The sequence below is a fragment of the Streptomyces sp. NPDC047049 genome (assembly GCF_040643995.1).
In the GTDB taxonomy this organism is placed as follows: domain Bacteria; phylum Actinomycetota; class Actinomycetes; order Streptomycetales; family Streptomycetaceae; genus Streptomyces; species Streptomyces mooreae.
In genome coordinates this window covers 315,378-327,817 of record NZ_JBEYVM010000002.1, presented here as the reverse complement: position 1 = coordinate 327,817, position 12,440 = coordinate 315,378, and the positions used below count along the sequence as shown (strand labels likewise).

Sequence of the window (12,440 nt, the reverse complement as noted above, 5' to 3'; positions counted from 1 at the left end):
GTTCTCCTCTGCACATCGCTTGTTTCCCGGGGACGCACAGCACCTATTCGGCGATTCTTGTGCGGTAACACCAGCGGTACACGGGGACCGGTTCTCCGCCCAAGTCCGCGTATTCGCCGTAGAATTCGAAGCGCTCGTACCCGTTGCCGCGCAGGATCCTTATCGGATCGCCCGCATTGTCGCGCGCGTACTGCGGCAGGCCATTTCCCTCCGGCCCGTCGACCAGGATCACCATTTTTCTTTGCGCCATGCTGTCCTCCGGTGTGCTGTCGGAGTGGGTGTGTGGGGGGCAGGCTTCAGAGGGGCGGTCGGGGGAGCCGGGCGCGGCTCGCTACGGGGGCGCGGCCGGGACGGCCGGGGCCGGGCGGCTGCGGAAAGGGGGCCGGGTCGTTGCCCCGGGCGGCGCGGCCGAAGGGTGGCCGGCCGGTCTCAGCGGGCCGGCTGCGCCTCGTGGCGGAAGCCGGGGAGGGGGGCGCCGGCCGGGCCGGCGGCGGTGTGCGGGGCGCCGCACCGGACCGCCGCGGCCACGGGGACGACCGGACGGATGCGGGTGCAAAGGCCTCCCGCGGAGCCGGCGGCGTGGCCGGAGGTGCCGCTCGCGGACGGCGGTACGGTGCCGTGTGCGGTGGTGGGGGCGGCGCCGTGTGCGGTGGTGGGGGCCGTGCCACGGGCGGCCGTGGGGGCGGTGCCGCGGACCGGTGAATTCCCCTTGCGGGCGGGGACGCTGCGGGACTTCGCACGGCCATGAGCGGCGGGGGCGGTGTGTGCCCTGCCGGGAGCTGGGGTGGTGCGGACCGCGCCGGGAGCGGGGGTCGTGAGGGCCGTTCCGGACCGGGCGGATACCGGTGCTGTCACGGTGAGGCCCGGGGTCAAGGCGCGTAGACCGTTGACCCGGCGAAGGATGGAAATGGTTCGCATGAAGCCCCCTCACCGAATGTGGGGGCCGATCAGCCGGTGCCGACGTATCGGCACCGGCTGACGGATCCAAAACCCTCTACCGGGGACGCCCATACGGCATCTCGGTCTGACCGCAACCAGGCGCTGGGCCGGGCCAACGGGTAGGCCAGGTGCCGCTCCCCGGAGAGGATGGGCGGCCCACCGGTTGGATGCGACTAGTTATCCATGCGGCTCGCCGGGCTACAACAGTCAATCGATAAGGCCACCCGTTCGGAGCAGCGCGAAAAGAACAAAGCCGTACCAACTTGCGCAATGACCCGCGGAGATGCCTTTATTCCACTCATGACCGATGAAGCGTTTGATAGCTCACTGCTCCTGCCCGGTGGCACAGGAGAACCGTGCACAGCAGCAAGCGCGTCGCTTGTCATTCGTGTATGGGGAGCGCAGCGACAACTGACCTGCTGCCCCTAGGCAGCGGGAAACCGGCCGACGATGACGGGAGGCACCGGAAGTCGCCGCGACCCCGGCAAACGTTCACCGGCAACACAACTCCCCTCCTTCATAGCCCTGTTGGAGAGGAGTTCACCATTCTTCCGCAGCCGGCGGCAGCGTCAGGGGAGACCGTCTTACGGGCCGTCCGCACCGGCGAGTCCGGCCCCTATTCCGGCCTTGGCCGGCGGTTGTTCCCGCGCCCTCGGCCAACCGCATGTCAAAGCGCTCCGGGCCGGGGCCGCAGTTCACCACCGCCCCACCGGCATGAAGTCAGCACGATTCCAGGGGGCCGCTTTCCCGGCTCAAGAGCGCAGCACGCCATCAGTACCGGGAGGCCGGATAACTCCCCGGCAGACAAGGGTGATTGGATAATGAACAATAACGCCGGGGACCGGTTTCCCCGGGAGGCCGATACCCACACCATGTCGCTCACCGACTACGGGGAACGGCGGTGGCCGGCCGCGATGCACGGCCTGGAGCCCCTGACCATGTCCCCCTACCAGGCCGGATGGCGGTTGCGTGTCGTTCCCAGCATCGGGCACGTCCTGATCCGGAAGGTCACCCGCCGCGTCGTCAACCGCGCCCTGCACTGCTGGATCGCCGACGAATGCGGCCTGTCGACGGTGAAGAACAGCCTTGCCGTGCTCGTGCGGGTCCTGGAACAGGCCGTGCGGGACGGGGTGCTCGACGCCAATCCGGCCCGGGTGGCCGGCTGGCAGCAGGAGTACCAGCGGGCGCAGAGCGAACGCACCACTCCCAGGGCGCTGGCCCTGCCGGACGTGCAGACGCTGGAGCGGCTGGCGGCCACCCTCGTCCAGCGGTCCTCGGACGGCTACCAGGGGTGGGGCGACATCGTCAGGTTCGCCGCCTGGACCGGGACCCGCTTCAGCGAGGTGTCCGCCCTGCAGGCCCAGGACATCGATACGAGCACCTGGACCTGGCAGGTCCAGCGCTTCACCGTGTCCGAGCCGGCGGGCCCGGTCGACCGCGCCTGCCGGGGCCGGCACCACCGGGTGGTGCCGCTGCGCCCCGCCGCGCGGGAGTTGGCCGCCGGCCGGCTGGAGGCGGCGCGGCACACGCCGACGGCCCGGCTGTTCACCGGTCCGCACCGGCGCCGGTTCACCGCCGCGGTGCTGCGGGACACCACCGGCTGGGACGACGTGGTGGCCGAGCTCGGTCATGAATACCTCCGACGGCAGGATCTGCGCCACACCGGGCTGACGTGGATGGCGGACGCGGGACTTCCGTTGCCCTTGCTGTGCGGCGCCGCCGGGCGCCCCCCGCAGGACGCCCGGCGCTATCTGCCCCCCGACGGGACGGTGCGGCCCGGGGAGAGCCATGGGGAGCCACCGGCGAGTTCGGCCCCTGCCCGTACGACGGGCGGGGGCCGAACCGCTTTCCGGCGTCCCCCCGCCGGGTGACGGCGCCGGGCCGCCCGGACGGATCCGGGCGGTCCAGGCGGGTCCAGGCGGGTCCGGACGGGTCCGGGCGGGCCGGGTGCGGCCCGCCGTCACCGGCCGGGCGCCGGACCGTCAGCCGGCCGGACGGGCCGTCACAGGTAGGTGAACGACCCGGCGTTGGCGCTGCCGGCCGCCGTCTGGACGGTCACCTGCACCGTCGATCCGACCGTGCCCGGCGGGACGGTGCCGGTCAGGGACGTGCCGCCCGCGTTGACCACCACACCGGTGGCCGGGGCGGCCCCGAAGAGCACGGTCGCTCCGAGGAGCCCGGTCCCGACGATGGTGAAGGTGGCGCCCGCCGCCGCCGAGGACGGCGACACCGTTCCGGTGACCGTGGGAGGCGCCGCCAGGTAGGTGTAGCCGCCGGGGACGGTCGCGGTGCCGCCCGGGGTCGTCACCACCACCGGGACGTTGCCTCCTGCGGGGGGTCCCGCGGGGGTGACACCGAACAGGACACCGCCGGTGGGGTCCGTGCCCACGACGGTCGCGGCGTTGCCCCCGATGGTGACGGTGGCACCCTGCAGGCCGGTTCCGGCGATGACGAACGCGGTGCCGCCCGCGACCGGCCCCGAGTTGGGGGTGATGACCGCGGCCGTCGGCGGGACGGGCGCCACGTACACGTACGACGCCGGGTTGCTGGTACCGCCACTGGTGGTGACCGTGACCTGCACGGCACCCGCGGCGTGCGCCGGCGCCACGACCGACACGGTCAGCCCCAGCGGGTCCTGCCCGACGATCGTCGCGGTCGACGTCCCGAAGAGGACACTGGTGGCGCCGCCGAGGCCGAGGCCGACGAGCTGCACGGTGTTACCGCCCGTGGTCGGCCCCGAATTGGGCACTACGCCGAGCAGCACCGGCCCGAAAGGCAACGCCGGCAGGGCCGGCTGGATGGTGGGTGTGGACATGGAGTCCTCCTGCTGAGTGAGCTCGCTGCCGGGCCCGTTCGTGACAGACACGGCTCACGAGCCGGGACCCGAGCACTGGCAGCGGCCGGCCGTACGGGGAGGACGGCCCACCCGGCGCACGGCGGCCGGCCGCACCGTGCGGCGCGGCAGGGCCGTCGTACTGCCGGCCGTCCTCCGGGCCCCCACAGCGCAGAGGGCTGGAGGGTGGGCCGGCCGCGGAAGCCCGAGGGGGATGGACGGCCCACCGACCAGGCACCACCAGTAACCCAGAAGAGGTGACACCGGACAATCGCGTTGACGCCGGAACACCCATTCGGCTCAGCGCGAAGCCGGGAGGTTCACCACCGGGCGCGGACCGCGGCGGCGACCTGTGCGGGGTAGTCGTCCAGGGTGAGGGCCGCAGAGAGGTCCTGGCCCTGTTGCAGCATGGCGGCGACGGCGGCCGGGGAGTTCAGGGCGGCGTTACGGGCGTCGAGGGCTTCCTGGGTGGCCGGGGCCAGGAACTCCCCGGCGCCGCGGCCGCCTTGCTGGCACCGGGTCACATAGGGGCGCAGGAGGCGTTCGTAGCGGGCGAAGGCCGTGTGGTGGTCCCCCGCGGCGAGGGCGAGCTCTCCAGCGAGGACGTAGGCGCCGATGACCGCGGAGCCGGTGCCCATGCCGCCGACCGTGGCGCCGTGGGCGGCGTCCCCGAGGAGCGCGATGCGGCCCGTGGACCATCGCGGTACATCGGCGCGGCTGATGGAGTCGAAGTAGACGTCACCGGCCTGCCCGAGTGTGGCGATGAGTTCCGGAGTCCGCCAGCCGGCGCCTTCGTAGGCCCGGGCTATCGCCTGCTTCCGGGCGCGGGGGTCGCGCCGGTCGGATATCAGCTCCTCCTCGGAGGCGAAGACACAGAAGACTTCGCCCGCGTACCCCCGTTCCCCGCTGCGGCGGGGTGTGCGGCCGACGGTGGCGAGGCGGCCGGGTTCGCCGTAGCCGACCGGGCGGGCGGCCAGGTCCCCGGCGTCTTCGGGCAGGTCCCAGGCGGCGACGTAGTAGCCGAGGTGCCGGACGAAGTCCTTTTCGGGGCCGAAGGCGAGCCGGCGCACGGTGGAGTGCAGGCCGTCGGCGCCGATCACCAGGTCGAAGGTGCGCGGCGCGCCCCGTTCGAAGGTGACACGGACGCCGTCGGCGGTCTCGGTGAGGGAGGAGACGGAGTCGCCGAAAAGGTACTCGGGTGTGGCCGGGTCCCCGGGCGGGCTGCCGGGGGTGGGGTGGGCGCCGGGAGACCGCCGGCTGCCGGGCGGGGTCAGGCTGTGCCGGTGAAGGATCCGGGACAGCTCCGAGCGCAGTATCTCGACCTCGCCGCCGCTGAATTCGGGAGGCATCGCGGCCAGCGGACGCCCCTGCCCGTCGATGAAGGTGAGGGGGTCGCCGCCGCCCGTGCTGTGGGCCCTGATGTCGTCCAGGACGCCCATGCGCTCCAGGACCGCCAGCTGGGCCGCCCCGCGGAAGTCGACCGCGAAGCCGCCGCCGCGCAGGGCGGGTGCCAGCTCGATCACGGTGGGCCGGAAGCCGTAGCGGCCGAGCCAGTAGGCCAGGGCCGGGCCGGCCACGCTGGCACCGGAGATCAGAACGGAGCGCCCCGGCGGCCCCGGTCGCCGCCCCCGGTCCCGCTCCGGCCGGGCCGCCCCCTCGCGCCCCGTTGCCGTTTCGTACGTCATCTCGTGCGTCATGTCGTGCGTCATCGCACACTCCCCCGTCGATCCGGTCCGTCGTACCGATGAGAGAAACTGTATCCGACGGACACTGTTCTGTATACCCCGGACACGGTTTTAGGATGCGGGGATGGCGGGAGACGACGGCAAGCGCAGCGTGTTCGGAGACCAGGCGGGCAGCGTCGAGCTGCTGTGGGGCGGGCGGGAGCGGCCCACCCGGGGCCCCAAGCCGGCGCTGAGCCTGGAGCGGATCACGCGTACGGCGATGGCCCTCGCCGACGCCGGCGGGCTCGGCGCGGTCTCCATGCAACGGGTCGCGGCCGAACTGGACTTCACCAAGATGTCCCTGTACCGCTATGTGCCGGGGAAGAGCGAACTGGTCGCGCTGATGATCGATACGGCGATGGGGGAGCCGCCGGTCGTGGCCGCGCCGGCCGGCCCCGGCCCGGACGGGCGCGGGGGGTGGCGGCCGGCGCTGCGCGCCTGGGCAACGGCGCTTGCGGCGGTCTACGACCGGCACCCCTGGCTGCTGGGCGCGGCCGTCGGCCCCCGCGTCATGGGCCCCCACGAACTCGGCTGGACCGAGTGCGCCCTCGCCGCGCTCGCGGGCACCGGCCTGACCGGCGGCGAACAGCTCGACGCCGTGGTCGTGGTGCACGGCCACGTCCGGACCCTCGCCCAGGTGTCGGCCTCGATGGGGCTGGGCAGCGCGCGGGCCACGAGCCCGGAAGGGGTCATGAGCGCCGCGCTGAACGAACTCCTCGCCGGCCGCGCCGACCGCTTCCCCGCGGTCGCCGCGGCCGTCGCCGACGCCGGAACCGACACCGCGTCCCGCGACCGGGCAGGGGAGTTCGGCCTGGAGCGGATCCTGGACGGCCTGGAGGCCTATATGAGCGGGGCGCGGGGCGGCGCGTAGGACGCCGCCCCGCGCGGCGGTGCTCAGGAGGCCGGCCGCGCGGCGGGCTTCGCCGGCAGGGATCCCAGCCAGTCGACGAGGAGGTGGTTGACCTCCTCGGCGCGTTCCTGCTGAACCCAGTGACCGCAGCCTTCCAGGATGTGGGAGGCGGACAGGCCGGGGAGGGTCTGCGGGAAGGCCTTGATGGCGTCGGCCATCCAGTTGGTGGGGGCGTCGCGCTCCCCGCCGATGAACAGGGACGGCTGCCGCAGCGGCGCCCCGTCCCAGGCGGCGAGGTCCGCCCAGTCCCGGTCGACGTTGCGGTAGCGGTTGAGCCCGCCGGTCAGGCCGGTCCGCTCGAATTCGCCCGCGTAGAAGTCGAGATCGGCGTCGGTGAGCCAGGGCAGGGGCAGGGGGTTGCCGGCGGGGAAGCGGTCGGACAGTTTGCCGCCCGGCCGGACCGAGAACCCTCCGACGTGGTCCCCGCCGGACGGCGGCTCGGCATCGCCCGAGGCCACCGCGTAGAACCCGGCGATCCAGCCGCGGACATCGGGTTCGATCTCCGCCTCGGCCCGGCCCGGCTCCTGGAAGTAGCTGACGTAGAACTCCCCGGGGCCGCCGAGCCGCGCGAAGCCCTCGGTGGGCCGGGTCCCGCCGCGGGGCGTGTACGGCACGCTCAGCAGCGCCACGGCGGTGAAGAGGTCGGGCCGCAGCAGCGCCGTGTTGGCGGCGATGGGCGAGCCCCAGTCGTGGCCCACGATGGTCGCGGTCTGGGCACCGAGGGCGCGCACCACCGCCACGTTGTCGGCGACATGGGCGAGCATCCGGTACGCCGCCACGTCACGGGGTTTCGAGGAACGCCCGTAGCCCCGCACGTCGATGGCGACCGCCCGGTAGCCCGCGGCGGCGAGCGCGGGGAGCTGGTGGCGCCAGGAGTACCACGACTCGGGGAAGCCGTGGACCATCAGGACGAGGGGGCCGCTGCCCTGCTCCACGAGGTGGATGCGGCCGCCGGGGACCTCGACCGTACGGTGGGCCGCCGCCGGCAGCGGGCCGGCGGGCGGCTGCGGCATGGGGGCGGCCGGGGAAGTGGGCGGCGTGGGCGGTGTCTTGGCGGGCTGCGGCATGCATGCTCCTCGGGGAGTGCGGCGGCGCCGGTGGTGGCGGCGCCTGCGGGCGGCGGCCACGGGCGCGCGGGCCCCGGTCCGGCGCGGCCCGCGGTCCCCGCGACCGCTCCCCCACCATCATCGCGGTGCGCCACCGCGCGCAAGGCAACTTGCCGGGACGGCAAACCGGCCGGACGCGGGCCCCGCGCCCCGGGCCGGTCTTCACCGTCCGGGACGTGTGAAGACCGGCCCTCGGCCGCTCCCTACAACCGCACCGTCCGCCGCGGTTGTTCCTTGGCGCCCGTCAACACGCCGTGCAGGCTGGCGAATTCGTCGACGCACTTCGCGGTGCCGTTGACCACGCAGTCCAGGGGATCGTCGGCGACCGTCACGGGCACGCCCATCTCCTCGCGCAGCCGGTGGTCCAGGCCGCGGAGCAGGGCGCCGCCGCCGGTCAGGGCGATACCGCGCTCGACGATGTCGCCGGAGAGCTCCGGGGGGCATTCGTCGAGGGTGCGGTGAACGGCGCGGACGATCGCCTCGACCGGTTCGGCCAGCGCGTCGCGGATCTCCTCCTCGCTGATCTCCTGGACCCGGGGCAGGCCGCTGATGTGGTCGCGGCCGCGGACCGTGTAGGAGAAGGGGCGGTCGGGTGCGCCGTCCTCGTCGATGTCGACCGGCGTCCAGACCGCCGAGCCGATCGCGATCTTGATGTCCTCGGCGGTGCGCTCGCCGATGGCGAGGGAGTGCTGCTTCTTGATGTGGGCGGCGACGGCGGCGTCCAGGGCGTCGCCGGCGACCCGTACGGACTGTGCGGTGACCAGGCCGCCCATGGAGATGACGGCGACCTCGGTCGTCCCGCCGCCGATGTCCACCACCATGCAGCCGACCGGCTCGTCCACGGGGAGGCCGGCGCCGATCGCGGCGGCCATCGGCTCCTCGATGAGGTGCACTTCGCGGGCCCCGGCCCCCCGGGCGGAGTCGATGACCGCGCGCCGTTCGACGCCGGTGACGCCGGAGGGGACGCAGATGACCACCCGCGGCCGGGAGAGCCGGCGGCTGGGCAGGGCCTTCTTCATCAGGGCGCGCAGCATCCGCTCGGCGGCGTCGAAGTCGGCGATGACACCGTCCCGCAGGGGGCGCATCGCGGTGATCCCGGAGGGCGTACGGCCGATGGTCCGCTTGGCGTCCGCGCCCACGGCGATCACCTCGCCGGCGGCGTTGACCGCGACGACGGACGGTTCGTTCAGCACCACGCCCTTGCCGCGGGCGTACACCAGGGTGTTGGCGGTGCCGAGGTCGATGCCTATGTCGTACGTTCCGGACGAAGTGCTGGACGCCATGGGGGGTTCGTGTGCTCTCTCGCGAGGGAGTAGGGATCCTGGGGCATTGCGCCGCAGACAACCCCATGGGCGAGCAATGGCGTTCATTGCGGGCAATCAATAAGACTACCGGGGGCCCGGAATGGTTCCCTCACCTCACTCTCACCGACTGCCGCCGTCCGGGGCGTCCTGGTCCGTCCCGTCGTCCGTGCGCGGTTCCCGCGACAGCGCCTCCGCCAGGTCGTCGAGGGCGTCGAGCTGCAGGTCCGCGACGCGCAGGGCGACACCACGGCTCTCGTCCTCCGCGTCCCACCTCTCCCATACGTCCCGCAGCCCGCTCCAGTTCAGTTCGTCCCGCTCCCGCACCGCGCGCGTGGCCTCCTCCAGGCAGGCGCGCAGTTCGAAGGCGAAGGCGGTGGCACCGGGGGAGGCCGCGGCATCGCGTTCGGGGAGGTGGACCTCCAGGATCATGGTGACCCGGCCCATCGTGGCGAGCGCGGCGCCGGCCGCCTTCGCCGAGGCGGGGGACAGTCCGCGGTGGCGCACGGGTTCCTTCTCGGCACGGGCCTCGCTCTCCTCCCAGGCCGCACGGGCCGCACGGGAGTCCAGCAGGGCGTCGCGGATCTGCCGGGGGCGGCGTTCGGCGGGCGTGGCGTAGAGGTCGAACACGGCAAGGGCGTAGCGGCCGTTGGCCTCCAGCCACGCAGCGAGCCGGTCGCGGAGCTTGGGGGTCTCCCAGGCGGGGAACAGCGCGTACGACAGCATCGCCAGCAGCCCGCCCAGGAGGGTGAGCACCACGCGTTCCTGGACGGTCTGCTCCCAGCCCGCCCCGGCGAGGCCGAGCAGGAAGACCACATACGCGGCTCCGCAGGCCGAGGTCACCGAGAAGCCCGTGCGCATCAGCAGGTACATCAGCCCCACGCTCACCACGGCGAGCCCGCCGCTGACATAGCTGCCCGGATGCGCCAGGGCCATCAGCGCGCCCGCGACGGTGACCCCGACGAGGGTGCCGATGAAACGGGCGACACCGCGGGAGTAGGTCTGGGCGAAGTCGGGGCGCATCACCATGACCGAGGCCAGCGGCGCCCAGTAGCCGTGGCCGAACGGGAGCGCGGTGCCCAGCAGATAGCCGGCGGTGGCGACCGCACAGACCCGCAGGGCGTGCCGCAGGACGTGCGAGGACCAGCGGGCCTCGCGGTGCAGGGAGCGCAGCGCGCCGGGCACCAGCCGGGGGACGCTGGGGCGCAGCAGATGGCCGCGCTCGGCCTCGGTGGTGGGGCGGGTGGAGCGGACCGGTTCGTCGGTGAGCTCGACGGCGTCGGCGAGCAGCGAGATCAGCCGGTAGGCGGAGCGCCGGGCGGCCCCGTGGAGCATCGGGCCGGTGGCGGGCACTTCGAGGACGGCCATCGCCTCCGGGGGCAGCCGGACCGGCCGGGCGTGCCGTACCGCGTGGGCGACGGCGTCCAGGACGGTGGCCGCGGCGCCCAGCAGATCCCGGGCCCGGTCGCGTTCGGGCCCTTCCAGGGGGGCGCCCACGACCGGGTCGGCGAGGGAGGCGAGGACCGGCCGGACGCGTTCGGCAAGCCCCCGGGGACCGTGCAGCTGTACGGGGCGGCGCCGGGCCTGACGGGGAGTGATGGCGGAGGCGAGCCGGGCGTCCATCAGGGGCGACGGGTCGAACGGGGCGACCGGGTCGTGCCGCAGCCGCCGGGCGTAGTCCGCCTCGTCGGCCAGCGCGTCGGCGAGCGCGTCCCGCTGGACGCCCCAGGGCCGGACCGGGAGCACCACGATGAGAGCCGCCTGGACCAGACCGCCGAAGAACATCAGGGCGGCGTGTTCCAGCGCGCCGAGGACGGACGTCGGCAGGGTGACGGTGACCAGCATGATCGCCACGGTCTGGGTGCCGATCAGCCCGGCGACCGGCCCGATCGCCCAGGCCATCCCGGCCAGCAGGGTCCAGCCGGCCAGCAGCAGGACGAAGGAGACGAGCCGGGCCGCGGCCAGATAGCCGAGGAAGGTGGACAGGGCCAGCGCGCCGGCGACCGCGAGCGCGAGCACCGGGCGCGGCCGCATGCTGCGCTGGAAGGTGACGATCCCGGAGGCGTACGCGCCGAAGGCGGAGGAGACCGCCAGCGTCGGGTCGCCGCGCCACAGGCACAGGCCGATGACGAGGGCGACGCCGGCCGCGCCGCGGAGGGCGATCAACGGGGTGAGCTTGGTCCGCTCGATGGTCAGCCCCGAACGAGCCGCCTCCTTGAGCGCACGCGACCAGGTCATAGCGAGAGGATACGGGCCCAAGACGGACGTTCCGGGCCACGGGGAGCGGGTGTGGTGCCCCGCGTCCCGCCGCCCGCCGGCCGGGAAAATCCCGGTAAACCAGCCTCCCTGCCTGCGTAAAGCGCCCCAGGTCACGAAGGGGATGCCCGGATTCCGCGGGGCGGTGCGAGCAAACCGACACCCCGCAAGGGAAACCCGGACCCGCACCGCCCCCTCTTGCTGGCCAGCCGGGGACAGTTCCCGGACGTCGGCAAGGAGAAGGCCCCGTGCGCAAAGCCCTGTTCCCCGCGGTGATCACGCTGATCACCCTGACCGTCCTCGTCGGTACGTCCGGCTGCGGCAGCGGCGCCACCCAGGCCTCTCCCCTGCGGTTCGGCGCCCCCAAGTCGGGCGCCGCACTGCATGCCACGCCCCCGGGAAAGCGGTCGCTGGTGCAGTGGCCCACGCGTCCGATCAGCTTCGAGGAGGAGAGCCGGGTCGGCGGGGCCGGCGAGAACACCCCGATCGGCGTGACCACCCTGCACGGCCCCAAGTCGGGCTTCACCGGGAAGGTGTGGGTGTGGGCACCGCCGGAGTACTACGAGAAGCGGAACGCGCACAAGGGCTTCCCGGTGATGGAGGCGCTGCCCGGCGCGTACGGCTTCCCCGTCAACTACTGGATCGGCTCCGACCTCAAACTGGAGGAGAACCTGGCCCGGTGGTCCAAGAACGGCACCAGCCTGCCCTTCATCGTCGTCATGCCGGTGCTCAACCCCAATGACAAGCAGTACTACGACGGCAGTGACATACCGGGCCGGCCGAAGATCGGCACCTGGCTCAGCCAGGACGTGCCCGATCTCGTACGGCAGAACTTCCGCACCCTCAAGACCCGCGACGCCTGGGCCATCATGGGCTCGTCCTCGGGCGGGTTCGCGGCCCTGAAGAACGTGCTCCAGCACCCGGAGACCTTCAAGGTGGCGATACCCAACGGGCCGGACATCGTGCCCGACTCGCCGCTGTGGAACGGCCACGCCGAGGCGGAGCGGGAGAACAACCCGGAGGTGCTGGCCCGCCGGCTGATCGCGCGCGGCGGACCGCCGGTCTGCCTCGCCTTCCAGGACGGCTCCCAGGAGCACACGGTGCTGCCGAAGGTGCGGAAGTTCATCGCGCGCTACGGGCACGGGCCGGTGCACACCCGGCTGCAGATCGTGCCGGGCGGCACGCACAGCGCCGAGACGTATGTGCAGGGGCTGGGCGAGGGCACCATGCGCTGGGTCAGTGCCCGCATGCAGGGGCCGACCGCCTGACGCGGCCGCCACGGGCGGTGCGGGAGCCGCGTCCCCCACCGCCCGGCCCGGCGTCACGCCCCCGCCGCGCCATCCCCTCACACGGTCGTCACGACTCACCCCG

At 73.4% G+C, this 12,440-nt stretch carries 10 protein-coding genes; 3 read left to right on the top strand and 7 right to left on the bottom strand.

What is annotated here, in order from left to right; translation table 11 throughout:
* Positions 1-43 precede the first annotated feature (43 nt).
* Positions 44-250, bottom strand: coding sequence for a DUF5988 family protein (locus ABZ851_RS05540; protein WP_336052319.1), 207 nt, complete (start codon positions 248-250; stop codon positions 44-46).
* Positions 251-429: 179 nt separating this feature from the next.
* Entirely contained in the window at positions 430-918 is a 489-nt protein-coding gene (locus ABZ851_RS05535) for a hypothetical protein (protein WP_361122533.1), read from the bottom strand.
* A gap of 842 nt (positions 919-1,760) precedes the next feature.
* Between ABZ851_RS05535 and ABZ851_RS05530 the strand changes: the two genes are divergently transcribed.
* The gene (locus tag ABZ851_RS05530; RefSeq protein WP_361122530.1) at positions 1,761-2,810 is read left to right on the top strand and encodes a tyrosine-type recombinase/integrase; all 1,050 of its coding nucleotides are present in this window, start codon (positions 1,761-1,763) and stop codon (positions 2,808-2,810) included.
* 131 nt (positions 2,811-2,941) lie between these two features.
* On the opposite strand, the gene ABZ851_RS05525 is transcribed toward ABZ851_RS05530, so the two are convergent.
* Together ABZ851_RS05525 and ABZ851_RS05520 are read right to left on the bottom strand one after the other, a co-directional pair.
* Positions 2,942-3,754 (bottom strand): IPT/TIG domain-containing protein, encoded by an 813-nt coding sequence (locus tag ABZ851_RS05525; protein ID WP_361122527.1) that lies wholly within the window; start codon positions 3,752-3,754, stop codon positions 2,942-2,944.
* A gap of 338 nt (positions 3,755-4,092) precedes the next feature.
* Positions 4,093-5,481, bottom strand: a complete 1,389-nt coding sequence (locus ABZ851_RS05520; protein WP_361122524.1) for an FAD-dependent monooxygenase — start codon at positions 5,479-5,481, stop codon at positions 4,093-4,095.
* 100 nt (positions 5,482-5,581) lie between these two features.
* On the opposite strand from ABZ851_RS05520, the gene ABZ851_RS05515 reads away from it, so the two are divergent.
* Complete coding sequence (locus ABZ851_RS05515) at positions 5,582-6,367, top strand: TetR/AcrR family transcriptional regulator (RefSeq protein WP_361122521.1); 786 nt, start codon at positions 5,582-5,584, stop codon at positions 6,365-6,367.
* A 23-nt stretch (positions 6,368-6,390) separates the two neighbouring features.
* Here the strand turns inward: ABZ851_RS05515 and ABZ851_RS05510 are convergent, their stop codons facing one another.
* From ABZ851_RS05510 to ABZ851_RS05500, 3 genes are all read right to left on the bottom strand, one after another.
* Positions 6,391-7,473 carry an alpha/beta hydrolase gene (locus tag ABZ851_RS05510; RefSeq protein ID WP_361122518.1) on the bottom strand — a complete coding sequence of 361 codons (1,083 nt, stop codon included), beginning with the start codon at positions 7,471-7,473 and terminating at the stop codon, positions 6,391-6,393.
* Positions 7,474-7,715: 242 nt separating this feature from the next.
* Complete coding sequence (locus ABZ851_RS05505) at positions 7,716-8,795, bottom strand: rod shape-determining protein (protein WP_361122515.1); 1,080 nt, start codon at positions 8,793-8,795, stop codon at positions 7,716-7,718.
* Between the two features lie 141 nt (positions 8,796-8,936).
* Positions 8,937-11,051, bottom strand: a complete 2,115-nt coding sequence (locus ABZ851_RS05500; protein ID WP_361122512.1) for an FUSC family protein — start codon at positions 11,049-11,051, stop codon at positions 8,937-8,939.
* 266 nt (positions 11,052-11,317) lie between these two features.
* Between ABZ851_RS05500 and ABZ851_RS05495 the strand changes: the two genes are divergently transcribed.
* Complete coding sequence (locus tag ABZ851_RS05495) at positions 11,318-12,337, top strand: alpha/beta hydrolase-fold protein (RefSeq protein WP_361122509.1); 1,020 nt, start codon at positions 11,318-11,320, stop codon at positions 12,335-12,337.
* Positions 12,338-12,440: the final 103 nt, after the last annotated feature.